Origin of the sequence: Burkholderia seminalis (genome assembly GCF_001718535.1) — a bacterium.
GTDB lineage: Bacteria > Pseudomonadota > Gammaproteobacteria > Burkholderiales > Burkholderiaceae > Burkholderia > Burkholderia seminalis.
Genome location: NZ_CP013398.1, coordinates 65,098 through 91,104, shown reverse-complemented (window position 1 = coordinate 91,104; position 26,007 = coordinate 65,098). Strand labels below are relative to the sequence as shown.

Annotated in this window: 24 protein-coding genes; 15 read left to right on the top strand and 9 right to left on the bottom strand. The window is 68.1% G+C overall.

Going from position 1 to position 26,007, the window contains the following annotated elements; all coding sequences use genetic code 11:
- Nucleotides 1–100: 100 nt before the first annotated feature.
- The 3 genes from WJ12_RS00385 to mnmC form a co-directional block, all read right to left on the bottom strand.
- A complete protein-coding gene (locus WJ12_RS00385) occupies nt 101–1,216 on the bottom strand; it encodes a YbdK family carboxylate-amine ligase (protein WP_034188192.1) in 1,116 nt (371 codons plus the stop codon).
- A gap of 14 nt (nt 1,217–1,230) precedes the next feature.
- Nucleotides 1,231–2,445 (bottom strand): cation:proton antiporter, encoded by a 1,215-nt coding sequence (locus WJ12_RS00380; RefSeq protein ID WP_059559494.1) that lies wholly within the window; start codon nt 2,443–2,445, stop codon nt 1,231–1,233.
- Between the two features lie 671 nt (nt 2,446–3,116).
- Nucleotides 3,117–5,042 (bottom strand): bifunctional tRNA (5-methylaminomethyl-2-thiouridine)(34)-methyltransferase MnmC2/FAD-dependent 5-carboxymethylaminomethyl-2-thiouridine(34) oxidoreductase MnmC1, encoded by a 1,926-nt coding sequence (mnmC, locus tag WJ12_RS00375; protein ID WP_059559497.1) that lies wholly within the window; start codon nt 5,040–5,042, stop codon nt 3,117–3,119.
- A gap of 388 nt (nt 5,043–5,430) precedes the next feature.
- Here mnmC and WJ12_RS00370 point away from each other — a divergent pair, with 388 nt between their 5' ends.
- Nucleotides 5,431–5,709 carry an HU family DNA-binding protein gene (locus WJ12_RS00370; RefSeq protein ID WP_006401505.1) on the top strand — a complete coding sequence of 93 codons (279 nt, stop codon included), beginning with the start codon at nt 5,431–5,433 and terminating at the stop codon, nt 5,707–5,709.
- Between the two features lie 129 nt (nt 5,710–5,838).
- On the opposite strand, the gene WJ12_RS00365 is transcribed toward WJ12_RS00370, so the two are convergent.
- Nucleotides 5,839–7,152, bottom strand: coding sequence for a GTP-binding protein (locus tag WJ12_RS00365; protein ID WP_034188255.1), 1,314 nt, complete (start codon nt 7,150–7,152; stop codon nt 5,839–5,841).
- 159 nt (nt 7,153–7,311) lie between these two features.
- Nucleotides 7,312–7,764, bottom strand: a complete 453-nt coding sequence (locus WJ12_RS00360; RefSeq protein ID WP_034188195.1) for a lytic transglycosylase domain-containing protein — start codon at nt 7,762–7,764, stop codon at nt 7,312–7,314.
- 366 nt (nt 7,765–8,130) lie between these two features.
- Here WJ12_RS00360 and gspD point away from each other — a divergent pair, with 366 nt between their 5' ends.
- Genes gspD through gspF form a run of 3 tightly spaced genes read left to right on the top strand, consistent with a single transcriptional unit; the run spans nt 8,131 to nt 13,188 of the window.
- Nucleotides 8,131–10,470: a type II secretion system secretin GspD gene (gene gspD / locus WJ12_RS00355; RefSeq protein ID WP_034188196.1), complete on the top strand. Its 2,340-nt coding sequence runs from the start codon at nt 8,131–8,133 to the stop codon at nt 10,468–10,470.
- Nucleotides 10,467–11,966, top strand: a complete 1,500-nt coding sequence (gene gspE / locus WJ12_RS00350) for a type II secretion system ATPase GspE (RefSeq protein WP_034188197.1) — start codon at nt 10,467–10,469, stop codon at nt 11,964–11,966. The genes gspD and gspE overlap by 4 nt, the downstream gene beginning before the upstream one ends.
- A gap of 4 nt (nt 11,967–11,970) precedes the next feature.
- Complete coding sequence (gene gspF, locus WJ12_RS00345) at nt 11,971–13,188, top strand: type II secretion system inner membrane protein GspF (protein ID WP_034188198.1); 1,218 nt, start codon at nt 11,971–11,973, stop codon at nt 13,186–13,188.
- 31 nt (nt 13,189–13,219) lie between these two features.
- Here gspF and WJ12_RS00340 read toward each other — a convergent pair whose 3' ends face one another.
- Nucleotides 13,220–13,630, bottom strand: a complete 411-nt coding sequence (locus WJ12_RS00340; protein ID WP_034188199.1) for a type II secretion system protein N — start codon at nt 13,628–13,630, stop codon at nt 13,220–13,222.
- 174 nt (nt 13,631–13,804) lie between these two features.
- On the opposite strand from WJ12_RS00340, the gene gspG reads away from it, so the two are divergent.
- The 8 genes from gspG to WJ12_RS00300 are packed head-to-tail and all read left to right on the top strand — an operon-like array spanning nt 13,805 to nt 19,791.
- Nucleotides 13,805–14,257, top strand: coding sequence for a type II secretion system major pseudopilin GspG (gene gspG / locus WJ12_RS00335; RefSeq protein ID WP_034188200.1), 453 nt, complete (start codon nt 13,805–13,807; stop codon nt 14,255–14,257).
- Nucleotides 14,258–14,296: 39 nt separating this feature from the next.
- The gene (locus tag WJ12_RS00330) at nt 14,297–14,866 is read left to right on the top strand and encodes a GspH/FimT family pseudopilin (RefSeq protein ID WP_059559500.1); all 570 of its coding nucleotides are present in this window, start codon (nt 14,297–14,299) and stop codon (nt 14,864–14,866) included.
- A complete protein-coding gene (gene gspI, locus WJ12_RS00325; protein WP_049029107.1) occupies nt 14,863–15,270 on the top strand; it encodes a type II secretion system minor pseudopilin GspI in 408 nt (135 codons plus the stop codon). Before WJ12_RS00330 ends, gspI begins: the two co-directional genes overlap by 4 nt.
- A gap of 7 nt (nt 15,271–15,277) precedes the next feature.
- Nucleotides 15,278–15,937: a PulJ/GspJ family protein gene (locus tag WJ12_RS00320; protein ID WP_034188202.1), complete on the top strand. Its 660-nt coding sequence runs from the start codon at nt 15,278–15,280 to the stop codon at nt 15,935–15,937.
- Nucleotides 15,938–15,939: 2 nt separating this feature from the next.
- Nucleotides 15,940–17,079 carry a type II secretion system minor pseudopilin GspK gene (gene gspK, locus WJ12_RS00315; RefSeq protein ID WP_034188257.1) on the top strand — a complete coding sequence of 380 codons (1,140 nt, stop codon included), beginning with the start codon at nt 15,940–15,942 and terminating at the stop codon, nt 17,077–17,079.
- A gap of 26 nt (nt 17,080–17,105) precedes the next feature.
- Complete coding sequence (gene gspL / locus WJ12_RS00310) at nt 17,106–18,464, top strand: type II secretion system protein GspL (protein WP_059559507.1); 1,359 nt, start codon at nt 17,106–17,108, stop codon at nt 18,462–18,464.
- Nucleotides 18,461–18,967 (top strand): type II secretion system protein GspM, encoded by a 507-nt coding sequence (gene gspM, locus WJ12_RS00305; protein ID WP_034188258.1) that lies wholly within the window; start codon nt 18,461–18,463, stop codon nt 18,965–18,967. The genes gspL and gspM overlap by 4 nt, the downstream gene beginning before the upstream one ends.
- Nucleotides 18,968–19,002: 35 nt before the next feature.
- Nucleotides 19,003–19,791: a type II secretion system protein N gene (locus WJ12_RS00300; protein ID WP_034188204.1), complete on the top strand. Its 789-nt coding sequence runs from the start codon at nt 19,003–19,005 to the stop codon at nt 19,789–19,791.
- Nucleotides 19,792–19,812: 21 nt separating this feature from the next.
- On the opposite strand, the gene WJ12_RS00295 is transcribed toward WJ12_RS00300, so the two are convergent.
- Nucleotides 19,813–21,354: an efflux transporter outer membrane subunit gene (locus tag WJ12_RS00295; protein ID WP_049030953.1), complete on the bottom strand. Its 1,542-nt coding sequence runs from the start codon at nt 21,352–21,354 to the stop codon at nt 19,813–19,815.
- A gap of 269 nt (nt 21,355–21,623) precedes the next feature.
- Nucleotides 21,624–21,908, bottom strand: coding sequence for a multidrug ABC transporter ATPase (locus WJ12_RS00290; protein WP_080287836.1), 285 nt, complete (start codon nt 21,906–21,908; stop codon nt 21,624–21,626).
- Nucleotides 21,909–22,082: 174 nt separating this feature from the next.
- Between WJ12_RS00290 and WJ12_RS00285 the strand changes: the two genes are divergently transcribed.
- Nucleotides 22,083–22,568 carry a MarR family winged helix-turn-helix transcriptional regulator gene (locus WJ12_RS00285; RefSeq protein ID WP_034188207.1) on the top strand — a complete coding sequence of 162 codons (486 nt, stop codon included), beginning with the start codon at nt 22,083–22,085 and terminating at the stop codon, nt 22,566–22,568.
- 177 nt (nt 22,569–22,745) lie between these two features.
- The gene (locus WJ12_RS00280) at nt 22,746–24,308 is read left to right on the top strand and encodes a DHA2 family efflux MFS transporter permease subunit (protein ID WP_034188208.1); all 1,563 of its coding nucleotides are present in this window, start codon (nt 22,746–22,748) and stop codon (nt 24,306–24,308) included.
- A gap of 144 nt (nt 24,309–24,452) precedes the next feature.
- On the opposite strand, the gene WJ12_RS00275 is transcribed toward WJ12_RS00280, so the two are convergent.
- Nucleotides 24,453–25,379 (bottom strand): LysR family transcriptional regulator, encoded by a 927-nt coding sequence (locus WJ12_RS00275; protein ID WP_034188209.1) that lies wholly within the window; start codon nt 25,377–25,379, stop codon nt 24,453–24,455.
- A gap of 141 nt (nt 25,380–25,520) precedes the next feature.
- On the opposite strand from WJ12_RS00275, the gene WJ12_RS00270 reads away from it, so the two are divergent.
- Complete coding sequence (locus WJ12_RS00270; RefSeq protein WP_034188259.1) at nt 25,521–25,997, top strand: CidA/LrgA family protein; 477 nt, start codon at nt 25,521–25,523, stop codon at nt 25,995–25,997.
- The last annotated feature ends 10 nt before the right edge of the window (nt 25,998–26,007 follow it).

Below are 26,007 nucleotides of genomic sequence, written 5' to 3'. Positions count from 1 at the left end.
GATTTTCAGGACGACCGGCACCGATTTCGGCCGGACATGGCGCCAACCGTCATTCAGCGAATCGCGACGCGGTCGAGCCTGCAATCTGCAAAACATTTTTTCACTCACGCCAACGTAAGCACTGCTGCCGGACCGTCTCGTTCAGCGATTTTTCCTGTTTGAAAACGGTTCTCAACCACGATGCGTCGTTCACGCGGGCTTTCGCGAGCGCGCCGATCTCGTCGAGCGCCGCGCGCGAGCCGAGCGCGGCCGCATGCGGCGCGATCCGGTCGAGCGTGTCGAGGATGTCTTCCGCGATCGTGCGGCGTTCACCCGTCTGAGGATTCACGCACGTGCCCTCGAGCCCGAAGCGGCACGCTTCGAAACGGTTGAACGTGTAGACGAGGTAGTCGTCCTCCGACAGCTTCAGCGGCCGGTCGGTCAGCAGGTAGCGCGCGAGCGTCTGGATGTAGCAGGCGATCGCCGCGGCGCGGTCGACCGACAGCGGCGTGTCCATCACGCGCACCTCGATCGTGCCGAAGCCGGGCTTCGGGCGGATGTCCCAGTAGAAATCCTTCATCGAGTTGACGACGCCCGTGTTCACCATCTTCGTGAAGTACTCCTCGAAGCTGTCCCAGGTCAGCACGAACGGCGCGCGGCCCGACAGCGGGAACGCGAACACCGAATTCAGGCGTGCCGAATGGAAGCCCGTGTCGACGTTCTGCACGAACGGCGACGACGCGGACAGTGCGATGAAGTGCGGAATGAAGCGCGACATCGAGTGCAGCAGGAACAGCGCGCTGTCCGCATCGGGACAGCCGATGTGCACGTGCTGGCCGAACACCGTGAACTGCTTCGCCAGATAGCCGTACAGCTCGGAGATGTACTGGAAGCGCGGCGCGTCGTAGATCTGCCGGTCGCTCCATTGCTGGAACGCATGCGTGCCGCCGCCGGCCAGCCCGACGTTGAGCTGGTCGGCCGCCTTCACGAGCACGTCGCGGATCGCATGCAGCTCGCTGACGGCCTGCTCGTGCGAATGGCAGATGCCGGTCGACAGCTCGATCATGCTCTCGGTGATTTCCGGCGTGATGTTGCCCGGAAAGGTCTCGCCCTGGATCAGGCGCATCAGGTCGGATGCCGCCTTGGTCAGGTCGTAGTTGTGCGTGTTGACGACCTGGATCTCCAGTTCGACGCCGAACGTGAACGGTTCGGAATTGACGAAGGTTTCGAGTGCCATGGCAGGTTCCGGAATCAGTTGCTGTCGCTGCGTTCGCCGACCGCCGACAGGCAGCGGTAGACGACGAACGGGATCACGAGCTGCAGGATCACGATCGAGCACATCACGATCGCGCGCAGGTGCGGGTCGAAATTCGGGTAGAGCTGGTACGTGTCGTCGACGAGCAGGTACGACAGCGCGGACATCGGCGTCAGCGCGATGCCGAGCGCAATGCCCTGCTTCATCCCGAGGCCGCTCGGCTTCGCGAACGCAACGACGCCGGCCAGCTTCGCGACGAGCCGCGTGACGATCAGCACGATCGCGAGCAGCCCGCCGAGCGCGATGTCGCCCCACGTGAACGACGTGAGCGTCAGCACGAACAGGACCACCGTCAGCAGCCAGCCGGCCGTGCCGAAATGCTCGGGCCACAGCTGCGGCCGCGCCTCGAGGTTCTTCACGATGATGCCGGCGAGCAGCAGTGTGAGCAGCGTCGACAGCTTCAACGCCTGTGCGACCGCGATCGCGAGCATCACGAGCCCGAACAGCGCGACGAACGAATGCTCGTCGCGCATCGTCGCGGTCATGTGGCGGAACAGGTAGTTGCACGAACGCGCGACGAGATACGCGACGATGAACGAGCCGGCGATCAGGTACACGGGTTGCAGGATCGTCGCGAACACGTTGCCGTACGCTTCCTGGTGAAGCCAGCTCGTCACGAGCTTGGTCAGCACGATCGCGTACACGCTGTTGAGCGCGGTGAGCGTGATGAGTCGTTGCGACACCTGCCCTTCCGCGCGCAGTTCGGTCTTGAGCTGGATCACCATCGACGGCGACGTCGCGATCGCGATCGCCGACAGCACGAGCGCGACCATCCCCGACACGCCGAGCGCGAGCATCACGAACAGCACGAGCACGAACGTCAGCGTGGCTTCGGCGAGGCTCGACGCGACGAGCCACGGATTGCGCCGGATCCAGCGCAGGTCGAGGCGGCTGCCGAGTTCGAACAGCAGCAGGCCGAGCGCGACATCCATCAGCAGCCGCGACGTTTCGTCGGTGCTGGTATCGATCACGCCGAATCCGAACGAACCGGCAATGAGACCGATCACCGCATAACCGGTGATGCGCGGCAGACGCCACGCGCGGTAGCACAGCTCGCCGCACAGGCCGGCCGCGAACAACGCGAGCCCGGCCCAGAACACGGCATCCGGCGCGAGCGGCCAGTTGGGCAGGAATGAGAACGCCGACTTCATCGTGGTGACTTCTCCTTTGGAAGCAACCGCCAGCGACGCGGGGTCAAGCGTCAGAAATGGATGCGCGCCGGCTGGGTATCGCCCCGAATGTGATTGTTGTGGTCGACGACGGCGGGACATGGGATCCGCCTGTTCCGCCACAGGGCGGAACGTCGTTCAGGTTGCCGATCTGGATTGTCGGCCTGATGTGTGAACGGACTGCGCAGTCTCGAAGATTCAGATTCGAAATCGTGCGGACCGTTCCATTGAAGCATGTCCGGCGCCTGGCCGGACGAACGCGAAGGAAACCGATTGTGCCACAGCTTTTTCGTTCCGGAACCGATTGAATCGACTCGCGGCGCTGTGCGGCACCACAGGTCTTTGGTTTCAAAGGTTTGCTTGTATATATACGTAGTAGAAGTTAACAAAGGACGCACAGTTCTGTGGATAACTTCGGTTTACGCTGACGGATCAAGGCGTTGGCGAAACCATAACCGGTTGCACAGGCTGTTCGTGCACAGTCGTTTGAGTTGAGCAACTTTCGGGCCGTTGCACAGCTGTGCGGAGTTGCCCAGTTTACGTCCACTGTGATTACACACGAAGTGCGTGCGGATTCCGCGCGGTTATCCACAGCGTGGCGTGGATAACCTTGCGCGAAAAAATCGGGAGACTGTGCGCGATTCGCGTGCCGGTCAGCCGGCGGAGCCGACGCGGCGTGCGCGCAGTGCGCGGATCAGGAAGCGTGCGGGGTCGACGGCGTCGGCGAGTTCGCGCTCGAGCGGCCAGGGTTCGCCTTCGAGTTGCGATGCGATCAGTTCGGCGCCGAGCGCGGCCCACACGAGGCCGCGCGAGCCGAAGCCGAATGCGCCGTAGAGGCCGGGCGTACGCGGCAAATCGCGTGCCTGCGCACCGCCCAGCGCGCGGGCGTTCGCGAGCGCTCGCGTTTCGTCGGCCAGCGGGCCGAAGAGCGGCAGGCGGTCCCCGACGACCCAGCGGAATGCGACGCGGCCGCGCAGCGTGGCGGGATCCGGCAGCTCGCCGATCAGGCCGGGCAGCAGGTGCCGCACACGATCGAGGTTTTCAACGTGACCGGCCGCGCGCATCGCCGGATCGACGTCGTCGGGCTCGAACGTGGCGCCGATCAGCAGCGTGCCGTCGTCGAGCGGCACCGCATATCCGTCGCCGATCGTCGGGCACGGCAGCGGCGCCGTGGTGCCCGGCGGCAGCAGCGTGAGCTGGCCGCGTACCGGCTGCAGCGCGACATGCTGCAGCCCGGCAAGACGCGCGGCGTCGCCCGCGTTCGCGAGCACGACGACGGGCGCTTCGGCGAGCGTCGCACCCGTATCGTCGAGCGCGTGCCATGCATCGCCGTGCCGCTCGAGCCGCGCGACGCCGGTGGAGGCAAGCAGGCGTACGCGCTCGCCGGCCGCCGCGTACTGCGCCGCGCACAGCGCGGCCGGCCAGACGGCGCCGCCGTGCGGAAACAGCAGGCCGCCATGTGCGACCGGCAGGTTCAGATGCGCACGCGCGGCGTCGGCATCGAGCAGCGTCACATAGTCGGACGGCGCGCCGAACGCGTCGAATGCGTCGCGCATCCGCGCGAAGTCGCCGGCCGATTCGGCGAGATGAATCATGCCGTGCGTGCTGCGCGCGAACGCATGACCCGCGCGTTCGAGTGCGCGCCAGCGTGCGATCGCGTGCAGGAAGCCGCTGCGCGTGAGGCGGCTCGCGACGTTGTCGTCGCGCGTCATCAGCGGATGGAATACGCCGGCCGGATTGCCCGATGCTTCGCTCGCGATCCGTTCGTGCCGCTCGATCAGCGTGACGTCCCAGCCGCGCGCGGCCAGGCGTTCGACGACCGCGCAACCGGCCAGGCCCGCGCCGATCACCAGCGCGCGACGCGTGGCAACCGCCAGCGCGCGCGGCGGTTCGTGCCGGCGCGCGCGCCAGCGCGGCGCATATTCGCCGACGAGCCGATCGTCGACTTCGCGAAAAATGAAACCTGTTTCGCCGAGTGCGTGCTTCATCTCGTCGGAACGTGCACGCGTTGCAAACGTCGCGGCGTCGCCGGCCATCTTCGCGAGCGCGCGGATCACGTCGGTCGATGACGCGGCGCCGTCGAGGTAGAACGCGTCGGCCCGCACGACCAGCTTCTTCAGCATGTCGGCCGTATCGCCGAAGGCGAGCGTGAGCACCACGCGCCCTTCGTCGAATTCGAGCCGGTGCAGGCCGGGCACGAGCATCGGCCATGCGTCGATCAATGCATCGGCATCCGCGGATATGGTTGTGTTCGCAACGATATTGGAAACCGCGCGACGCAGGTCTTCGCGCGAAAACGGATGCGGTTCGACCGCGACGAAATGGAGCCGCTCGCAGCGCGACGGATCGTCGCGCCACGCGGCCCAGGTCGCGAGGAAGCCGGCGCCCGTGCCGAATTCCGTCGCGACGATCGTGAAGGTGCGACGCTGTCGCCAGCGAGCCGGCAGCCCGTTTTCCGCGATGAACGCGTGATGCGCGAGCGCGCCTGACGCACTGCGATGGAGCTCGCCGAACTCGGGCGAGACGAGCGTGCCGTCGTCGCGAGGCGCGAGCGTGGCGGGTACAAGTCGGTCGGGCATGCGAAACAAAAAACGTGGCAGCCAAGCCTGGCAAGGGATTGCGCGGAGCCGTCCGACCGGCCGTTGGAAAAGGGCAACGGGGCGGCGCACGGGCGGACCGCGCTGCGTATCCTGTCCGGTTGGCGCAGGTCAAAAAACGGGCAATCGACGATTCATTCGGCGAAATACCGATGAAAATCTTTGAAACCCTTGTCGTTATTGGGTTTGCGCTGCGCTATCATAGCAACGCCGTACCGCGGGGTGGCCGCCGGCAAGCCGGAGGGCGCGTCGCGCGGGCCAGGATTCGGCGCTGTGCCGTCGGAGTCTGACTCTCGACGGCACGGTTCGCGCACGTATAATCGGCGCGTTCGCGCTGTTCGTGTCAACCTAACCTGATAAAGGAACCTTAATGAACAAACAGGAACTGATCGACGCCGTCGCCGCCCAAACGGGCGCCAGCAAGGCTCAAACCGGCGAAACGCTGGACACGCTGCTCGAAGTCATCAAGAAGGCCGTGTCGAAGGGTGATGCGGTTCAGCTGATCGGCTTCGGCAGCTTCGGTTCGGGCAAGCGCGCAGCACGTACGGGCCGCAACCCGAAGACGGGCGAAACCATCAAGATCCCGGCAGCCAAGACGGTCAAGTTCACGGCTGGCAAGGCGTTCAAGGACGCCGTCAACAAGCGTTAAACCAGCGCCTGTTCCAAGAAAAACCCGCCTTTCGGCGGGTTTTTTGTTGGGCGCGCGCGGCATTTTCGCCACAGTCCGAGCCGCTCTTGCAAAAGTTAACGGTTACTTTTACAAGCCGTTACGACGTGGTCAGTCGTGCACGATCTGCGTGTTGCCGTGATCGTCATCGTCGTGCGAATCGACGTCCCATGCCGGGAACGGATCGTCGAACGCGGCCCAACCCGCCGCGCCGACCGCGAACTCCGCATCGGTCAGCAGGCACGCGTCGAGTTTCGCGCGCCACGCATCGGCGTCGAGCGCGATGCCGATCAGTACCAGTTCCTGCCGGCGATCGCCGACCGCGCGATCGTCGAGATCGCCCAGCCATTCGGCGCGGATTTCGCCGAGCAATTCGTCATCGTCCGGCCATTCCGCGCGATCCTGCGCGGCCCACCACAGCCCGGCCGGCCCATGCCGGCAGACGCCGCCAGCCTGCGACAGCGAACCGGCGATGTCGTTGCGCGTCGCGAGCCAGAAGAAGCCCTTGCTGCGCAGCACGCCCGGCCACTCCTGATGCAGCAGCGCCCAGAGGCGGGCCGGGTGAAACGGCCGGCGCGCGCGGTAAACAAAATTACCGATGCCGAATTCGTCGGCTTCGCCGTGCACGTGCGCATGATGTGCGTCATGGCAGTCGGGGTCGTCGCACTGCGTGTGATCGTGATCGAGCGATGCGAGCCAGCCGGGTGCGTTCGCCGCTTCGTCGAAATCGAAGCGGCCCGTGTTCAGCACTTCGTCGAGCGGCACGTTGCCGAACGTCGACACGACCTGGTGCGCGCGCGGATTGAGCCGCGCGAGAATGTGCTGCAGGCGGGCGAGATCGTCGGCGCCGACGAGGTCCGCCTTGTTGATCACCAGCACGTCGCAGAATTCGATCTGCTCGATCAGCAGCTCGACGAGCGTGCGGTCGTCGTCTTCCGACGCGGCGATGCCGCGCGTCGCGAGCGCGTCGTCGGAGCCGTAGTCGCGCAGGAAGTTGTAGGCGTCGACCACGGTGACGAGCGTGTCGAGCCGCGCGATCGACGACAGCGACGCTCCGTCGTCGTCGACGAACGTGAACGTTTCGGCGATCGGCATCGGCTCCGCGATACCGGTCGATTCGATCATGATCGCGTCGAAGCGGCCTTCGGATGCAAGGTTGCGGATTTCGACGAGCAGGTCGTCGCGCAGCGTGCAGCAGATGCAGCCGTTCGACATTTCGACGAGGCGTTCCTCGACGTGCGACAGCGCCTGCGCATCGCGCACGAGCGACGCATCGATGTTGACCGCCGCGAGATCGTTGACGATCACCGCGACCTTCAGGCCCGCGCGGTTCGCGAGGACGTGATTGAGCAACGTGGTCTTGCCGGCGCCGAGGAAGCCGGACAGCACGGTGACGGGCAACGGCTGGTTCATTGCCGGATTCATGATGATATGCACCAACGGAAAAGATGAAAAAGCGGCCGCGGCGCCCTTCCGGGGCGCGATCGGCCCGCGGACGGGCGAAGTTGCGGCGCGAGATCCGCATTGTGCATCAAACGGGCGCCGGCCGGCCGGCACCGGGTCGGGCCGCGACGCGGCGCCACGTCATTGCACGGGCGGCAGCAGCTTCCACTGCGACAGGATGCCGGCGATCTGCCGCGCATACTTGTCGCGCAGCGACGGGGTTTCCGAATGATAGGCGCCGACGGCCTGCCACGTGTTGCCGTAACGGTTCATCTTCTGCTTCAGATGCCACGCGGCGATGTAGACGTTCTTGCACGGTTCCATCAGCGTGTCGCGGCCGATGCCGTAGCGCGACAGCGCGGGCAGGTGAATCGAATTGATCTGCATCAGGCCGTAGTCGACCGAGCCGTTCGTATTCTTGTTCAGCGCGCCGGGGCGGTTGCGCGATTCCTGCCACGCGATCGCGCGCAGGATCAGCGGATTGACCTGCTGGTATCTGGCCGCTTCGTCGAAACAATCCGCACGAGCGTTTGCGCTGGCGAACCACGCGCCAGCGGCGATCAACGCGATCGAAGCGAACCGTCGTCTGTTCATCGTGCGAAAACGAAAAGGAATTGCGCGAAGGTCGGGAAAACCCGTGCCTGTTATTAGTGCGACGAGAAACGCGCCGACCGTATCATACCGGCAGACCGTCAGATTGCGACATGCAGGAATACGGCAGCCCGGTTATACCGCATTTTCATGTCGGTTCGTCGCGAATCGGGGGCGATGGCCGACATGCGGCGGGCCGCCCCATCCTTACATATTGCATACGATTCGCCGGATCCCTGTCGTATGTGAGACAGTCCTCGGATCAATGTGATATTTCGGACATGAAAAACTGCTAATGTCGCCTCTTTCGGACTTGGATCCCAGCACTACCGCCGGAAGTGGCCTGAGCCGGCATCGACCCATTCATCCATGACAAGAAATCGCTTCGTTATGCGGCGCATTGCCACGACCCTCCTCGTCGCCGGCATCATCGTCTCGCAGGCCGCCTACGCTCAGGTCACGCTCAATTTCGTGAATGCGGATATCGACCAGGTCGCGAAAGCGATCGGCGCCGCGACCGGCAAGACCATCATCGTCGACCCCCGCGTGAAGGGGCAGCTCAACCTCGTGGCCGAACGGCCGGTACCGGAAGACCAGGCACTGAAGACGCTGCAGTCGGCGCTGCGCATGCAGGGCTTCGCGCTCGTGCAGGATCACGGCGTGCTGAAGGTCGTGCCGGAAGCCGACGCGAAGCTGCAGGGCGTGCCGACCTATGTCGGCAATGTGCCGCAGGCCCGCGGCGACCAGGTGATCACGCAGGTGTTCGAGCTGCACAACGAATCGGCGAACAACCTGCTGCCCGTGCTGCGCCCGCTGATCTCGCCGAACAACACGGTGACGGCCTACCCGGCGAACAACACGATCGTCGTGACCGACTATGCGGACAACGTGCGCCGCATCGCGCAGATCATCTCCGGCATCGACAGCGCCGCGGGCGCGCAGGTGCAGGTCGTGCCGCTGCGCAACGCGAACGCGATCGACCTCGCCGCGCAGCTGCAGAAAATGCTCGATCCGGGCGCGATCGGCAACAGCGACGCCACGCTGAAGGTGTCGGTCACGGCCGACCCGCGTACCAATGCATTGCTGCTGCGTGCGTCGAACGCATCGCGCCTCGCGGCCGCGAAGCGGCTCGTGCAGCAGCTCGACGCGCCGAGCGCGGTGCCCGGCAACATGCACGTCGTGCCGCTGCGCAACGCCGATGCGGTGAAGCTCGCGAAGACGCTGCGCGGGATGCTCGGCAAGGGCGGCAACGACAGCGGCTCGTCCGCTTCGTCCAACGACGCGAACAGCTTCAACCAGAACGGCGGCTCGTCGTCGAGCGGCAACTTCTCGACCGGCACGTCCGGTACCCCGCCGCTGCCGTCGGGCGGCCTCGGCGGTTCGTCTTCGTCCTCGTCGTACGGCGGCTCGTCCGGCGGCGGCGGTCTCGGCACGGGCGGCCTGCTCGGCGGCGACAAGGACAAGGGCGACGACAACCAGCCGGGCGGGATGATCCAGGCCGACGCGGCGACCAACTCGCTGATCATCACCGCGTCCGATCCGGTTTACCGCAACCTGCGCTCGGTGATCGACCAGCTCGACGCGCGGCGTGCGCAGGTCTACATCGAAGCGCTGATCGTCGAGCTGAACTCGACGACGCAGGGCAACCTCGGCATCCAGTGGCAGGTGGCGAGCGGCCAGTTTCTCGGCGGCACGAACCTGAACCCCGGGCTGGGCCTGGGCAACAGCATCGTCAACCTGACGGCCGGCGGTTTGACCAACGCCGCCGGCGGGATCACCGGCGGCGGCCTGGCCTCCAATCTCGGGCAGTTGTCCCAAGGGCTCAACATCGGCTGGCTGCACAACATGTTCGGCGTGCAGGGGCTCGGCGCGCTGCTGCAGTATTTCGCGGGCGTGAGCGACGCGAACGTGCTGTCGACGCCGAACCTGATCACGCTCGACAACGAGGAAGCGAAGATCGTCGTCGGCCAGAACGTGCCGATCGCGACGGGTTCGTATTCGAACCTGACGAGCGGCACGACGAGCAATGCGTTCAATACGTACGACCGCCGCGACGTCGGCCTGACGCTGCACGTGAAGCCGCAGATCACCGACGGCGGGATCCTGAAGCTGCAGCTCTATACCGAGGATTCGGCGGTCGTCGCCGGCACGACCAGCGCGCAGACCGGCCCGACCTTCACGAAACGCTCGATCCAGTCGACGATCCTGGCCGACAACGGCGAGATCATCGTGCTCGGCGGCTTGATGCAGGACAACTACCAGGTGTCGAACAGCAAGGTGCCGCTGCTCGGCGACATCCCGTGGATCGGCCAGCTGTTCCGTTCCGAATCGAAGGTGCGCGCGAAAACCAACCTGATGGTGTTCCTGCGCCCGGTCATCATTTCCGATCGCAGCACCGCGCAGGAAGTCACGGCCAATCGTTACGACTACATCCAGGGCGTGACGGGCGCGTACAAGTCGGACAACAACGTGATCCGCGACAAGGACGATCCGGTCGTCCCGCCGATGCCGATCGGCCCGAGCCAGGGCGGCACGGCCGCGGGCAACCTGTTCGATCTCGACAAGATGCGTCGCCAGCAGGTACAGCGCCAGGTGGTGCCGGTGCCGGCCCAGCCGTTGCCCGAGGCGACGCCCGCGCAGCCGCAGAGCGTGCCGCAGCAGGCGGTGCCGCAACAGCCGCTGACCGCCACGCCGGGAGCCTCGCAGTGAGCGACGTGCTCGCGTCTTCCGCCCACGACGGCGCGCCGGGCGAACGCCAGCCGCCGTCGCCGCTCGCCGCGCGGCTGTTGCCGTACGGCTTCGCGAAGAGCGGCCAGGTGCTGATCGCGCACCAGCTCGACGACACGCTCGAGGTGTGGATCAGCGAACGCACGAGCGATGCCGCGCTCGCGGAGATCGCGCGCAACTTCGGCTCGATTGCCGTGCACCACGTGCCGGCCGACGAGCTCGCGCAGGCGATCAACCAGGCGTACGCGCGCCAGGACGGCAGCGCCGCGCAGGTGGTCGGCGAGGTCGAAGGCGAAGTCGACCTGTCGCGGCTGATGCAGGACATCCCCGAAGTCGAGGATCTGCTCGAGTCGGAAGACGACGCGCCGATCATCCGGATGATCAACGCGCTGCTCACGCAAGCGGCGCGCGAACAGGCGTCGGACATCCACATCGAGCCGTTCGAGAATGCGTCGGTCGTGCGCTTTCGCGTCGACGGCACGCTGCGCGACGTCGTCCGCCCGAAGAAGGCGCTGCACGGCGCGCTGATCTCGCGGATCAAGATCATGGCGCAGCTCGACATCGCGGAGAAACGCCTGCCGCAGGACGGCCGCATCACGCTGCGCGTCGGCGGCCGGCCGGTCGACGTGCGCGTGTCGACGCTGCCGACCGGGCACGGCGAGCGCGCGGTGCTGCGTCTGCTGGAAAAGGATGCGCAGCGCCTGAACCTCGAGGCACTCGGGATGGGCCGCGACACGCTCGTGCAGTTCGACAAGCTGATCGCCCGCCCGCACGGCATCGTGCTCGTCACGGGGCCGACCGGCTCGGGCAAGACGACCACGCTGTATGCGTCGATGTCGCGGCTCGAAACCGCGACGACCAACATCATGACCGTCGAGGACCCGATCGAATACGACCTCGGCGGCATTGGCCAGACGCAGGTGAACGAGCGGATCGGGATGACCTTTGCCCGTGCGCTGCGCTCGATCCTGCGCCAGGACCCGGACGTGATCATGATCGGCGAAATCCGCGACCTCGAAACCGCGCAGATCGCGGTGCAGGCATCGCTGACGGGCCACCTGGTGCTCGCGACGCTGCACACGAACGATGCGGCGTCCGCCGTCACGCGCCTGACCGACATGGGCGTCGAGCCCTACCTGCTCGCGTCGTCGCTGCTCGGCGTGCTCGCGCAGCGTCTCGTGCGCCAGCTCTGTCCCGTCTGCAAGGAAGAGCGGCACGAGGACGGCCGCACCGTGTGGCATCCGGTCGGCTGCGACAAGTGCGGGCATTCGGGTTACGCGGGCCGGCGCGGCGTATACGAACTGCTGCTGGTCGACGAATCGATCCGCTCGCTGATCCACCGCAACGCGGCCGATGCCGAGATTCTCGCCGCCGGCCGCGCGGAAGGAATGCGCACGCTGCGCGACGACGCCGAGCGCTGGCTCGCGTCGGGGGCGACGTCGCTCGAGGAAGTGCTGCGCGTGACGGGAGGCGCATAGCGCGATGCCGGCATTCCGTTTCGAAGCAATCGATGCGGCGGGACGTGCGCAGAAAGGCGTCATCGACGCCGACAGCGCACGTGCCGCGCGCGGCCAGCTGCGCACGCAGGGGCTCACCCCGCTCGTCGTCGAGCCGGCCGCCAGCGCGACGCGCGGGGCGCGTTCGCAGCGGCTCGCGTTCGGCCGCAAGCTGTCGCAGCGCGAACAGGCGATCCTCACGCGCCAGCTCGCGAGCCTGCTGATCGCCGGGCTGCCGCTCGACGAGGCGCTCGGCGTGTTGACCGAGCAGGCCGAGCGCGACTACATCCGCGAACTGATGGCCGCGATCCGCGCCGAGGTGCTCGGCGGCCATTCGCTCGCCAATGCGCTGGGCCAGCACCCGCGCGATTTTCCGGAAATCTATCGCGCGCTCGTCGCGGCCGGCGAACACACCGGCAAGCTCGGCATCGTGCTGTCGCGTCTGGCCGACTACATCGAGCAGAGCAACGCGCTGAAGCAGAAGATCCTGCTGGCCTTCACCTATCCGGGGATCGTCACGCTGATCGCGTTCGGCATCGTCACGTTCCTGCTGAGTTACGTCGTCCCGCAGGTCGTCAACGTGTTCGCGAGCACGAAACAGCAACTGCCGATCCTCACGGTCGTGATGATGGCGCTGTCGGATTTCGTGCGGCACTGGTGGTGGGCAATCCTGATCGCTGTCGTGCTGGTCGTGTGGTTCGTGAAGGCGACGCTGTCGCGCGACGGGCCGAGGCTCGCGTTCGACCGCTGGGTGCTGACCGCACCGCTCGCGGGCAAGCTCGTGCGCGGCTACAACACGGTGCGCTTCGCGAGCACGCTCGGCATTCTCACCGCGGCCGGCGTGCCGATCCTGCGCGCGCTGCAGGCGGCCGGCGAGACGCTGTCGAACCGCGCGATGCGCGCGAACATCGACGATGCGATCGTGCGCGTGCGCGAGGGCTCCGCGCTGTCGCGGGCGCTGAACAACGTGAAGACGTTTCCGCCGGTGCTCGTGCACCTGATCCGCTCCGGCGAAGCGACGGGCGACGTGACGACGATGCTGGATCGCGCGGCCGAAGGCGAGGCGCGCGAGCTCGAACGCCGCACGATGTTCCTGACGAGCCTGCTGGAGCCGCTCCTGATCCTGGCGATGGGCGGCATCGTGCTCGTGATCGTGCTGGCGGTGATGCTGCCGATCATCGAGCTGAACAACATGGTGCAGTGACGTGGCGGCCTGACGGTCAGGCCGTCGCCGTTCAGCGCATGTAGATCGCGGGGGACGGCGTGTTCGCCGGGAGCTGGATTTCGGCGCGGGCGCCGTTGCGGTCGACGATGATCGAGCGCGGGCGGACTTCGGCGAGCTTCGCGCCGGGCGTGACGTCCGCGCCGAGCGACACGGCGCGCGGCGGTTCGCCGCCGACGCCGACGATCGCGGCACCGCCATGGTCGAGCGCGAGAATGCCGAACAGGTGGATGTCCTGGACGGGATTCTTGTCGAGCTGGCCGCCGAAGAGCGCCGCGGCGTCCTCGGTGCGGATCGGCAGCCGCGCGGCGGCGGCGGGCAACGGTGCTTCGCGGGCCGACAGCGTGACGACCCAGTAGGTGGCCGTCGCGCACAAACCCGCGAAGAGGGCGAGGGAAAGGATCCGGATCGAGAGCGCGTTCATGCGCGCTATTGTACGGATGTATATGAAATTTGCGTTGGGTGAAAGCCCTCGACGATGCGCGCCTTACAATGCGTGCTCCGCGCCCGCGGGACCGGAAGCTTGCTGTCAGGCAATCGTCCGGTGCGCGGGGTGCGTCACTCAATCGACGACATTTTTTGGAAGAGGTAGTCAGTCATGCAAACGTGGATCACTCGCCGCAACGCGGCCGTGCGTCGTCAGCGCGGTTTCACGCTGATCGAGATCATGGTGGTGGTCGCGATCCTCGGGATCCTGGCGGCGCTGATCGTGCCGAAGATCATGAGCCGCCCGGACGAGGCCCGCCGCATCGCCGCGAAGCAGGACATCGGCACGATCATGCAGGCGCTCAAGCTGTACCGGCTCGACAACGGCCGTTATCCGACCCAGGAGCAGGGCCTGAATTCGCTGATCCAGAAGCCGACCACCGATCCGATCCCGAACAACTGGAAGGACGGCGGCTACCTGGAGCGCCTGCCGAACGACCCGTGGGGCAACGGCTACAAGTACCTGAACCCGGGCGTGCACGGCGAGATCGACGTGTTCAGCTACGGCGCCGACGGCAAGGAAGGCGGCGAAGGCAACGATACCGACATCGGTTCGTGGCAATAAGCCGGCACTGATCGGCCCGGCGTTTCACTCCCGTTCTTCATGCCCGCCATTCGCACGACCTCCCGCTGCGGTCGCGATCGCCGTGCGCGTCGCGGCGCGGTGTCGGCCGTACTGGCGCGTGCTGGCGGCGGGCCGGTGAACCACCGCGCGCCGCGTCGTCGCACGCGCGGCTTCACGCTGCTCGAAATGCTGGTCGTGCTGGTGATCGCGGGGCTGCTGGTGTCGCTCGCGTCGCTGTCGCTGACGCGCAATCCGCGCACCGACCTGCGTGAAGAAGCGCAGCGCGTCGCGCTGCTGTTCGAGACGGCCGGCGACGAAGCGCAGGTGCGCGCGCGGCCGATCGCGTGGCAGCCGACCGAGCACGGTTTCCGTTTCGACGTGAGTTCGCCCGACGGCTGGCGCACGCTGCGCGACGACCTGCTGCGCCCGCGCGACTGGGACGGCGGCGTCACCGGCGCCGAGATCGACTATCCGGGCTCCGACACGCAGGCGAGCCGCGTCGTGTTCGGCACCGAGAGCATCGACACGCCGGTGCGCGTGACGCTGCATTCGGCCGCCGGCAGCGCGACGATCGTCGGCACCGGCAACGGCCGCTACGAGGTGCAATGACGATGCGTCGTCGCCTGCCCTGTTCCGTTTCTTCATCGCGCGGTTTCACGATGATCGAGGTGCTCGTCGCCCTCGCGATCATCGCGGTCGCGCTCGCCGCGTCGATCCGTGCGGTCGGCACGATGGCGACCAACGCGTCCGACCTGCATCGCCGGCTGCTGGCCGGCTGGAGCGCCGACAACGCGCTCGCGCAGTTGCGGCTCACGCACGCATGGCCGGAGGTCGGCGAGCAGAGCTTCGACTGCTCGCAAGGCAACGTGCAGCTCGTCTGCACGCAGCGTGTGAGCACGACGCCGAACCCGGTGTTCCGGCGCGTCCGGATTTCGGTGAGCATGCCCGGCCAATCCGGCGTGCTCGCGCAGATGGTGACGGTGGTCGCGAATGAAACCAGCCGTCCGCTCTGACGCGCCGATGCGCCGCCCGTCCGCCCGCCGCGTCCGCGGCTTCACGCTGATCGAGCTGATGATCGCGATCGCGATCCTCGCGGTGGTCGCGATCCTCGCGTGGCGCGGGCTCGACCAGATCATGCGCGGCCGCGACAAGGTCGCGGCCGCGATGGAAGACGAGCGCGTGTTCGCGCAGATGTTCGACCAGATGCGCATCGACGCGCGGCTCGCCGCGACCGACGACGAAGCCGGCCAGCCGGCGATCGGCGTCGCCGGCAACACGCTGCAGATCGTGCGCGAACTCGAGGTGCCGGGCGCCGCGCCGCGGCTGCAGGTGGTCCGCTACCGGATCGCCGGCGGGCGCGTCGTGCGCTATGTGTCGCCGCCGATCGACGACGCGAACCGGCTGCGCACGATGCTGAAGGACAGCAGCGTCGAAGGCTGGAGCTGGGTCGCGCTGATGGGCGGCGTCGGCGCGATCGACGCGAAACTGTACGTGCCGCGCGTGGGCTGGACCACCAACCTGCAGACGGCCGACGACGCGCTCGCGCAGAACAACGACGCGCTCAAGGTGCCGCAGATCGGCAACGCGCCGCCGACGCGCGCGGTGACGGGGCTGCAGGTCAGCATCGGCGCGACGTCGCTGCGCGTGCCCGTCACGCGCATCTTCCTCGTCGGGGAATGACGATGCGCGCGCGCCGCTCCCGTCCGCCCTTCCGCAACCGCGGCAACCCCGCCGCCGGTCGCACGCGTGCCCGCCGCGAGCGCGGCGCGGCGATCATCACGGCGCTGCTCGTCGTCGCGCTGTCCGCGATCCTCGTCTCGGGGATGCTGTGGCGCCAGCAGGTGCAGATCCGCCGCATCGAGAACCAGCGGGTGATCGCGCAAGCGCAGTGGGTCGCGCGCGGCGCGCTCGACTGGACGCGGATGATCCTGCGCTCCGAAGGCGACACGGCGCCCGGCATCACCTATCTCGGCGGGATCTGGGGCGTGCCGATCGCGAAGACGAAGCTGTCGGATTTCCTCGGCAGGATCGGCGCGCCCAACGACAGCGGCGGCGAAGACACCTATATCTCCGGCTCGATCGAGGACGCGCAGGCGAAGTTCAACTTGCGCAACCTCGTGTCGTCGCCGGCGCCCGGCGTGCTGCAACTGAACGTCACGCAGCTCCAGGCCTTCCAGCGCCTCCTGACGACGCTCGGCTACGACGGCGCATTCGCGAAGCGCATCGCGCTGCAGGTGCGCGCGGGCCTGCTGCATTCGGCGACGCGTTTCCAGATGCCGAACCTGCCCGGTGGCGGCGGTACCGCGGCGAACGCCGTGACCGCGCCGGTCACGACCGACCAGGGCGGCGGCGGCTTCACCGACGATCCCGGTATGGCCGGCGGCGACCGCGGGCCGGCGCCGCTGATGATGACGAGCGTCGACAGTCTGCTCGACGTCGACGGCGTGACGCCCGAGATGGTCGCGCGGCTGCGCCCGTTCGTCACCGTGCTGCCGACCACGACACCGGTGAACATGAACACCGCGCCGGCCGAAGTGATCGCGTCGCTGGTGCCGGGGATGAGCGTGTCGTCCGCGCAGGCGCTCGTGTCGCGCCGCGAGACCGTGTTTTTCCGGAACGTCGGCGACGTGCAGCTTGCGCTGCGCGGCGCCGGCGCGCCGAACGTGACGATCGACTCGAGCCTCGTCGACGTCAATTCGAGTTATTTCATCGTGCATGGCCGGATCCAGCACGACCGGGCGGAGGTCGACCGCACCTCGCTCGTGTATCGTGATCCGACCACGCACTCGACGCGGGTCGTGCGTATCCGCGACCAGCTATAACGACGCCAATCGGGAGAGGAGCTCTTGTGAGCACGTTGATTGTTTCTTTGCCGCCGCGCGAGCCTGCCGTGCCGTTGCAGGAATGGCAGTGGCCCGAACTGCCGTTCACGCTCGTCGACAAGGCCGGCCAGGTGCAGCGCGCCGGACGTGCCGCGCTCGCGCTGCTGCCGCGCGCGAACGCGACGGTGCTGATCGTCGCCGCGCGCGACGTGCTGCTGCTGGCCACGGCCGTGCCGCCGCTGAAGGGGCCGAAGCTGCGCCAGGCGCTGCCCAACATCGTCGAGGATCAGCTGATCCAGGATCCGCTCGGCTGCCACATCGCGCTCGATCCGGTCGCGCTGCCCGACGGGCGCCGCGTGCTGGCCGTCGTCGATCGCGCGTGGTTCCGCACGATCTGCGAAGCGTTCACGGCGGCCGGCCACCGGCACCTGAGCGCGGTGCCCGCGACGCGCTGCCTGCCGGCGCCGCGCGCGTCGGCCGAACCGGCACCGGTCGCGCCGGCCGATGCCGCCGCGCTCGCCGCGGAGGCGCTCGAGCCGGTCGCCCGTCCGGCGACGGTTGCCGCGGTGCTCGGACTCGCGACGTCGGTCGAACCGGTGCTCGTCGAAGCCGGCGCGCAGCCGGCCGCGGCCGGTGCGCCGCGCCTGGAACTCGCGGTGGCGCGCGGCGCACTCGGCGAAGGCTTCGCGGCGCCCGCGGCGCGCGCGGCCGGCACGCTGGCCGCGCTCGCCCGCGGCGGCGACGTCGAGCTGTACGAACTCGGCGAACCGGGTGCGGAACCGCGGCTCGCGTCGGTCGGCCGGTCCGACGCGGCGCTGCTGCCGGGCGCCGCCCCGCTGCCGTTCGACACGTTCGCGCGCCGCGCGCTCACCGAGAAGTTCGATCTGTGCCAGTTCGAATTCGAGTCGCAGCCGTGGCGCTTCGACCGCGCGACGGTGAAGCGGCTGCGCGTGCCGCTCGCGCTCCTCGCGGTGACGCTCGGCGTCGCGGTGATCGGCATGAACCTGCACTGGTGGAAGCTGTCGCGCGAGCGCGATGCGCTGTCCGCGCAGATCACCGAAACGCTGCTGTCCGCGTTCCCGAAGACGACGACGGTGCTCGATCCGCCCGCGCAGATGCAGCGCCAGCTCGACCAGCTTCGCCTGGCGGCCGGCGAGCTGTCGCCGAACGATTTCCTCGCGCTGGCGAGCGGGCTGTCGCGTTCGATGGGCGCGCTGCCGCTGAACGGCATCGCGTCGCTCGACTATCACGACCGGCGGCTCGACGTCGGCTTCAAGCCTGAGGTCAAGGTCGATCCCGATTTCACGCAGCGCCTCGCGCGCAACGGACTGTCCGGCGAAGTCGACAGCAACACGGGCAAATGGACGATCCGGAGCCGCTCATGAAAACCGAACAACTGAACCAGACGCTGGCCCAGTTCTGGGGTGAGCGCTCGCCGCGCGAGAAGATGCTGCTCGGCTGGGGCGGCGCCGTGCTGGCCGTTGCGATCGCGTATTCGGTGCTGTGGTCGCCCGCGCAGGAAGGCCGAGCACGAATCCAGCGGGAGCTGCCGGCGATGCGTCACGAACTCGCGCAGATGACCGCGCAGGCGAACGAGGCGAAGTCGCTGGCGGCCGCCGCGCAGGGCGTCGCGCCGACCGGCCTCGCGCTGAAGGACGCGCTGACCGCGTCGTTGTCCGATCACGGGCTGCAGGGGGCGCAGGTGCAGATCGTCGGCAACGGCGTGCAGGTGCAGATGAAGAACGTGTCGTTCCCGGCGTGGACGCAGTGGCTCGACGATGCGCGCCGGCAGTTCAAGGTGCAGGTCGGCGAGGCGCACGCGACCGCGCTGAAGGACGACGGCCAGGTCGACCTGACGGCCGTGATGCAACCTTCCGTACAGAAATAAATGACGCAGTGGATGACGCAAGCGGCGGTCGGCCGATGAGGCCGGGGATCAGACGGCTCGCCGCCGTATTGCCGTGGGCACTGGCGGGCGGGTTGGCGACGGCGGTGACGCTCGTCGCGCTCGCGCCGGCGGCATGGATCGCGCCGCAGTTCGCGCGCGCGACCGGCGGACACGTGAATCTCGTCGACCCGGACGGGTCGCTGTGGCACGGCTCGGGCACGCTGATGCTCGCGCCGGGCGCCGACCAGAGCGCGGCGACGCTGCTGCCGGGCCGGGTCGAATGGACCACGCGCTTCTGGCCGCTGCTGACGGGGCGCGTGCAGATGCGCATGCGGCAGACCGAGGCGATGCCCGATGCCGTGACGCTCGATGCGACATGGCGCGGCGCGGTGCTGTCGGCGGGCACGATGGCCGTGCCCGCATCGCTGCTCGCGGGGCTCGGCACGCCGTTCAACACGCTCGACCTGCAGGGCGACGTGCGGATCGGCTGGAGCGACTGGCGCCTGTTCGGCAGCAACGCGTTCGGCCAGCTGACGGTGACGATCGACTCGATGAGTTCGCGCGTGTCGCGCGTGAAGCCGCTCGGTTCGTACCGCGCGGTGCTGCAGGCGAAGGGCGCGGGCGCCGATCTCGACCTGTCGACGACGCAGGGCCCGCTGTTTCTCGACGGCCACGGCAGCTTCGGCCCCGGCCAGGGATCGTTCCGCGGCACCGCGCATGCGGCGCCCGAGCAGCAGGCGAACCTCGCCGGGCTGCTGAACCTGCTCGGCCACCCGATCGGCAACAACGCGGTGTCGCTGATCTTCGGCGACGCGCAGCGCTGACCCGCGCGTCGCCCGCTGCCCTTACTTCTGCGCGAGCGGCGTCGCGGCCGCGCCGGATGCCGGCAGGGGGGCCGGCGCCGCCATGCCGCCGTTCTCGCGCGCGAGGTCCGACACGTCCCAACCGCCGCCGAGCGCCTTCACGAGCCCGACCGACGACACCATCCGCTGGCCGGCGATCGTCGCGAGCTTCTGCTGCGCGGTGAACGCGGTGGTCTGCGCGGTCAGCACGTTCAGGTACGCGACCGTGCCGGCCTTGTACTGGTTCGTGACGATCGCGAGCGAGTGTTCGGCGCTGTCGACGGCCTGCCGCTGCACGTCGATTTCCTGCGCGAGGATGCGCTGCGACGCGAGGTTGTCCTCGACGTCCTGGAAGGCGGTGAGCACCGCGAGGCGATACGCGGCGACATCCTGGTCGTAGGTCGCGCGCGCGGCATCGGTCTGCGCGGCGCGCAGCCCGGCATCGAACAGCGTGGCCGCGAGCTGCGGGCCGACCGTCCAGAAACGCGCCGGCAGCGTGAACAGCTGCGACCACACCGAGCTCTGGAAGCCGCCGGTGGCCGACAGCGTGAGGGTGGGGAAGAACGCCGCGATCGCGACGCCGATCTGCTCGTTCGCGGCCGCCGCGCGGCGTTCGGCCGCCGCGATGTCGGGCCGGCGTTCGAGGATCGTGGACGGCACGTCGACCGGCGTGATCGGCGGTTCGGCCGCGAGCGGGTTCGGCGGCAGCGAGAAGGTCGACGCCGGTTCGCCGATCAGCGTCGCGATCGCGTGCTCGTACTGCGCGCGTGCGACGCCATTGTCGATCTGTGCGGCCTGCGCGCTCTGCAGCTGCGTCTGCGCCTGGATCACGTCCGCGCGCGCGGCGACGCCCTGCGCGTACTGGTTCTGCGTGAGCTTCAGCGACTGTTCGTACGACTTCACGGTGTCGTCGAGCAGCTTTTGCAGCGCGTCGGACGTGCGCAGCTGGAAATAGGTCTGCGCGAGCAGCGCCTGCTGCGACAGCCGCGCGTTCGCGAGATCGGCCGCCGCCGCCGCTTCGCCGGCGCGCTGCGCGCTGACGGTGCGGCTCACCTTGCCCCACAGGTCGGGCTCCCAGCTCGCATCGAGGCCGACGCTGTAGCTGTTGTTGATCGACCCGGACGACCCGCTGCCGAAACTCGACGAGCCCGACGACACCGACGTGCGCGGCGTGCGGGCGCGCGAGCCCGACGCGGTCAGCCCGACCGTCGGGAAATACGCGGCGCGGGCTTCGGTGACGAGCGCGCGTGCCTGCCGGTAGGCGGCCGCCGATTGCGCGATGGTCTGGTTCGAGGCGTTGAGCTTGCCGATCAGCGCGTCGAGCTGCGGATCGTTGTAGACCGTCCACCACGGGCCGCGGTCGGTGCGGTCGGCCGGTTGCGCGACCTTCCAGCCGGCCGGCGCTTCCTTGAAGGCTGCGGGAATCGACGTGTCGGGCCGGTGGTAGTCGGGCCCGACGGCGCAGCCGGCGAGCAGCACGGCCGTCGCGACGGCGACGGCGGCGCTCAGCGGGCGAAGGGCGCGCGGGAGGGAGGCGTACGGCATGGTGGTTTTCCTGTCTGGGCGTGACGGCCGGCGAGCGGCGTCGCGCGATGCGGTCGTCATGCCGCTGGCGGACAAATGGTAACTGACGGCGGGGAAGCCGCGCAGCCCTAAGGGTACGGTGCGCGCGGGCCGGATTGTGTTACCGGCGCGGCCGGCCGGTTTACCGGCCATTACGGATCGCTTGCGGGAAGACGGGCGTGCGGCGCCGGCCACGCGTGGCGCGGCGGGCGCCCGGCCGAATCAGACGGGAAAACGGGGGCGGGGCGACGTCAGTGGCAGCGCGCCGGCACCGGGATGGGCTCGGCGGCGGCGCGCCATGTCGACGGCTCCGTGGCGGCCGGCTGGCTCGTGCGGCGGGCGCCGCCCTTCGCGTTGCGCTGCCGGCGATGATCGAACCAGGCGAACCCGAGCGCCGCGAGCGAGCCGCCCGGCACGACCAGCATCGTCACGTACAGCGCGATCTTCCAGCCGCGGTGCGGCCCGGAAAACACATGATGAGCGGTATCGGTCAGGTTGCGGCGCAGCGCGCCGGCGGCATTTTTCAGGAACAGCATCGCGAACATCCTCGGGTGCCCGGCAGCGCGGGCGCATCGGTCAGAACATAGTCTCCGGCAGTGCAACATGCACGTCGTAACTGGTTGCCTCAAATAATATTGACTAAGCAATCATTTTTCAAGATACTGGGCGCGTTTTAACCTGAAACGCACTATTGCTGCGCGCGCAATCGTATGACCGGCGGCCTCTACGATCCCGAGAACATCGCGCTGGAAACGAGCCTCGGCTATTACCTGTCGAAGGCGAAGCAGGCGCTCGTCGAGCGGATGGATCGCGCGCTCGAGCCGCTCGACCTCACCGCGCAGCAGATCGGCGTGATCCTGCTGCTGTCGCGCGGTTATGCGCGCACGCCGTTCGAGCTGTCGCGCAAGATGTCGTACGACAGCGGCTCGATGACGCGCATGCTGGACCGGCTCGAACGCAAGGGGCTGATCGCCCGCTCGCGCAGCGAGCAGGATCGCCGGATGATCGAGCTGACGCTGACCGAGCGCGGCGCCGACGCGGCCCGCGCGCTGCCGTCGCTGGTCGCGACCGTGCTCAACGCGCAGCTCGACGGCTTCTCGGCCGACGAACTCGCGACGCTCACCGGCCTGCTGCAGCGCTTCATCGCCAACGGGCCCGGCTCGACCGGCTGCCCGAAACCCGACGAAGACGCCTGAGGCGCGCGGAGGCCCCATGTCTAGGTTAAGCATTCGCTTATTTCTCTGTCTGGGCAGAAGATGACAGGACACGCGCTGCGCTTTTCCCCTTTTTCGTTCCACCCGGCCGGGTTGCGCTGCGTCGCACGCCCGTGCGTTGTGCCGGCGCGTCGTGCGCGCCGCCTCTAGGAGATTCCGATGTCCGCCACCACGGCATCCGCCGCCTCCCCCGCCGCCGAACCCGCGCCGCTGTCCGGCGGGACGCTCGCGCTGCTCACCATCGGGCTCGCGCTCGGCACCTTCATGGAAGTGCTCGACACGTCGATCGCGAACGTCGCGGTGCCGACCATCTCGGGCAGCCTCGGTGTCGCGACCAGCGAAGGCACGTGGGTGATCTCGTCGTATTCGGTCGCGTCCGCGATCGCGGTGCCGCTCACCGGCTGGCTCGCGCGGCGGGTCGGCGAGGTGCGGCTGTTCACGCTGTCGGTGCTCGCGTTCACGATCGCGTCGGCGCTGTGCGGCTTCGCGACCAACTTCGAGACGCTGATCGCGTTCCGGCTGCTGCAGGGCCTCGTGTCGGGGCCGATGGTGCCGCTGTCGCAGACGATCCTGATGCGCAGCTACCCGCCCGCGAAGCGCGGGCTCGCGCTCGGGCTATGGGCGATGACGGTGATCGTCGCGCCGATCTTCGGCCCGTTGCTGGGCGGCTGGATCAGCGACAACTACACGTGGCCGTGGATCTTCTACATCAACCTGCCGATCGGCGTCTTCTCCGCGGCCTGCGCGTATTTCCTGCTGCGCGGCCGCGAGACGAAGACGTCGAAGCAGCGGATCGACGCGATCGGCCTCGCGCTGCTCGTGATCGGCGTGTCGTGCCTGCAGATGATGCTCGACCTCGGCAAGGACCGCGACTGGTTCAACTCGTCGTTCATCGTCGCGCTCGCGCTGATCGCCGTCGTGTCGCTCGCGTTCATGCTCGTGTGGGAGGCGACCGAGAAGGAGCCGGTGGTCGACCTGTCGCTCTTCAAGGACCGCAACTTCGCGCTCGGCGCGCTGATCATCTCGTTCGGCTTCATGGCGTTCTTCGGCTCGGTCGTGATCTTCCCGCTGTGGCTGCAGACCGTGATGGGCTACACGGCCGGCAAGGCCGGCCTCGCGACCGCGCCCGTCGGGCTGCTCGCGCTCGTGCTGTCGCCGCTGATCGGCCGCAACATGCACCGGCTCGACCTGCGGATGGTCGCGAGCTTCGCGTTCATCGTGTTCGCGGGCGTGTCGCTGTGGAACGCGACGTTCACGCTCGACGTGCCGTTCAACCACGTGATCCTGCCGCGGCTCGTGCAGGGGATCGGCGTCGCGTGCTTCTTCGTGCCGATGACGACGATCACGCTGTCGAGCATCTCCGACGAGCGGCTCGCGAGCGCGTCGGGGCTGTCGAACTTCCTGCGCACGCTGTCCGGCGCGATCGGCACCGCGGCCAGCTCGACGTTCTGGGAGAACGACGCGATCTACCATCATGCGCGGCTGTCGGAATCGGTGAGCATCTACGCGCAGAACACGACCGACTACCAGGGCGCGCTCGCGCAGCTCGGCATCGTCGGGCAGACGGCCAACGCGCAGCTCAACCAGCTCGTCACGCAGCAGGGCTTCATGATGGCCACCAACGACTTCTTTCACCTGTCGGCGGTGATGTTCATCGCGCTGGCGGCGCTCGTGTGGATCACGAAACCGAGGAAGGGCGCGGGACCGGCGATGGGGCACTGACGGCGGCATCGCGACCCGTTCGACCGGCTGCTGGTTGCCCAGGTGACGTCGGAAGGCATCACGCGACTCACGCACGACCCCACGGTGGCCCGGTATCCGGGCCCGATTCGACACGTCTGATCGCGCCGCACGCAGGGCCGGCCGTCACTCCCGCGCCCGCAGCCCGCCGAACGCCAGATCGTCGCCGGGCGCGATCGGCAGCGTCGCCCGCGCGACGTCGAGCCACGCACGCGCCGCGTGCGACAGGTAGCCCTTCTTCAGCCAGCCGAGCGCGATCGCCCACGTGATTTCCGGCTCGACGATCGGCCGGCACGTGAACTGGCCCACGTCGAGCCGCCGGCAATACGGCTCGGGCAGCAGCGCGATGCCGACGCCCGCATGCACGAGCGCGGCCATGAAATCCCAGTGGCCGCTGCGGCTCACGATCGACGGCGTGAAGCCCGCCTGCCGGCACGCATCGAGCACCGCGTCGTGCAGCGCGAGGCTCTCCGCATAGAACACGAACGACTCGCGCGCCAGGTCGGCGAGCGGCACGGCCGCGTGGTCCTCCCAGCGCGACTCGCGCGGCGCGACGAGCCACAGCGGCGCGCGCACCATCGGCAGCCGCTCGAACGTGCCGGGATCGACCGGCTCCAGCAACCCGCCGAGCTCCAGCTCGCCCGACGTCAGCGCGGCCTCGATCATCCGTGCGCCCTGCTCGAACAGCTTCAGCTCGATGTTCGGATAGCGCTGCTTGTATGCGGCGATGATCGGCGTGAACAGCGAGCCGCCGAGCGGCGGGATGCCGATCGTCAGCTCGCCGCGGCCGAGCGTGCCGAGATCGTTCAGCTCCGACTGCAGCTGCGCCTGCGCGGCGAGCACGTCCTGGCCGCGCTGGAACACGATCCGCCCCGCATCGGTCAGCACCATCTGGCGGCCGTCGCGCAGCAGCAGCGGCGAACCGATCTCGTCCTCGAGCGCCTTCACCATCTTGCTGATGGTCGGCTGCGTGACGAACAGCTTGTCGGCCGCCGCCGTGAAGCTCTGCTGGCGAACCACCTCGACGAAGTACCGCAGCGCGCGCAATTCCATCGATATCTCCCCAAATTGGTGCGGAAAGTCCAAACTGAATTCCGAATTGGAATGATAAGGATAGAGACAAGTCATTTTATTTATGGTTAGGGGAAACCCTATACTCACACCATCGACGCACTATTCCGTATGGAGCCCGCCATGACCAAGCCGACCGCCGCTGCCGCCGCCCGCCCTGCCGCTTCCGGCAGCCTTGCGCATACGGGCCGGATCGCGCTGCAGGCCGCCGCGCTCGGCGCGCTGTGGATGGCCGTCGACTGGGCCGTGCGCAAGGTCGGCCTGCCGATTCCGTCCGGCGTGATCGGCCTCGCGGTGCTCCTCGTGCTGCTGTTCTCGGGCCGCGTCGCGCCCGCGTGGGTGAAGGACGGCGCGAACTGGCTGCTGTCCGACATGCTGCTGTTCTTCGTGCCGGCCGCCGTCGCGGCCGTGCAGTACGGCGGGCTGTTCCGCGAGGACGGCTGGCGCATCGCGCTGGTGATGCTCGCCGGCACCGCGTTCGTGATGGTGGCGGTGGCCGTCGCGGTCGATCTCGCCGCAAAGCTCGAACGCCGGTTCGCCGCGCAGCGCGTGTTCGCCGAACGCCGCCGCGCGCGCCTGAGCGCCGTGTCCGCGCACTGAGCCGGAGCCG

Excerpts from the sequence above, each read along its gene's own strand:
- WJ12_RS00320 (WP_034188202.1), top strand. The coding sequence starts at position 15,278 with ATGCGCCGCCCGTCCGCCCGCCGCGTCCGCGGCTTCACGCTGATCGAG.
- WJ12_RS00280 (WP_034188208.1), top strand. The coding sequence starts at position 22,746 with ATGTCCGCCACCACGGCATCCGCCGCCTCCCCCGCCGCCGAACCCGCG.
- gspF (WP_034188198.1), top strand. The coding sequence starts at position 11,971 with ATGCCGGCATTCCGTTTCGAAGCAATCGATGCGGCGGGACGTGCGCAG.
- gspM (WP_034188258.1), top strand. The coding sequence starts at position 18,461 with ATGAAAACCGAACAACTGAACCAGACGCTGGCCCAGTTCTGGGGTGAG.
- WJ12_RS00370 (WP_006401505.1), top strand. The coding sequence starts at position 5,431 with ATGAACAAACAGGAACTGATCGACGCCGTCGCCGCCCAAACGGGCGCC.
- WJ12_RS00290 (WP_080287836.1), bottom strand. The coding sequence starts at position 21,908 with ATGCTGTTCCTGAAAAATGCCGCCGGCGCGCTGCGCCGCAACCTGACC.
- WJ12_RS00340 (WP_034188199.1), bottom strand. The coding sequence starts at position 13,630 with ATGAACGCGCTCTCGATCCGGATCCTTTCCCTCGCCCTCTTCGCGGGT.
- WJ12_RS00385 (WP_034188192.1), bottom strand. The coding sequence starts at position 1,216 with ATGGCACTCGAAACCTTCGTCAATTCCGAACCGTTCACGTTCGGCGTC.
- WJ12_RS00365 (WP_034188255.1), bottom strand. The coding sequence starts at position 7,152 with ATGAATCCGGCAATGAACCAGCCGTTGCCCGTCACCGTGCTGTCCGGC.
- WJ12_RS00300 (WP_034188204.1), top strand. The coding sequence starts at position 19,003 with ATGAGGCCGGGGATCAGACGGCTCGCCGCCGTATTGCCGTGGGCACTG.
- gspD (WP_034188196.1), top strand. The coding sequence starts at position 8,131 with ATGACAAGAAATCGCTTCGTTATGCGGCGCATTGCCACGACCCTCCTC.
- WJ12_RS00285 (WP_034188207.1), top strand. The coding sequence starts at position 22,083 with ATGACCGGCGGCCTCTACGATCCCGAGAACATCGCGCTGGAAACGAGC.
- gspK (WP_034188257.1), top strand. The coding sequence starts at position 15,940 with ATGCGCGCGCGCCGCTCCCGTCCGCCCTTCCGCAACCGCGGCAACCCC.
- gspG (WP_034188200.1), top strand. The coding sequence starts at position 13,805 with ATGCAAACGTGGATCACTCGCCGCAACGCGGCCGTGCGTCGTCAGCGC.
- WJ12_RS00275 (WP_034188209.1), bottom strand. The coding sequence starts at position 25,379 with ATGGAATTGCGCGCGCTGCGGTACTTCGTCGAGGTGGTTCGCCAGCAG.
- gspI (WP_049029107.1), top strand. The coding sequence starts at position 14,863 with ATGACGATGCGTCGTCGCCTGCCCTGTTCCGTTTCTTCATCGCGCGGT.
- mnmC (WP_059559497.1), bottom strand. The coding sequence starts at position 5,042 with ATGCCCGACCGACTTGTACCCGCCACGCTCGCGCCTCGCGACGACGGC.
- WJ12_RS00360 (WP_034188195.1), bottom strand. The coding sequence starts at position 7,764 with ATGAACAGACGACGGTTCGCTTCGATCGCGTTGATCGCCGCTGGCGCG.
- WJ12_RS00295 (WP_049030953.1), bottom strand. The coding sequence starts at position 21,354 with ATGCCGTACGCCTCCCTCCCGCGCGCCCTTCGCCCGCTGAGCGCCGCC.
- WJ12_RS00330 (WP_059559500.1), top strand. The coding sequence starts at position 14,297 with ATGCCCGCCATTCGCACGACCTCCCGCTGCGGTCGCGATCGCCGTGCG.
- WJ12_RS00380 (WP_059559494.1), bottom strand. The coding sequence starts at position 2,445 with ATGAAGTCGGCGTTCTCATTCCTGCCCAACTGGCCGCTCGCGCCGGAT.
- WJ12_RS00270 (WP_034188259.1), top strand. The coding sequence starts at position 25,521 with ATGACCAAGCCGACCGCCGCTGCCGCCGCCCGCCCTGCCGCTTCCGGC.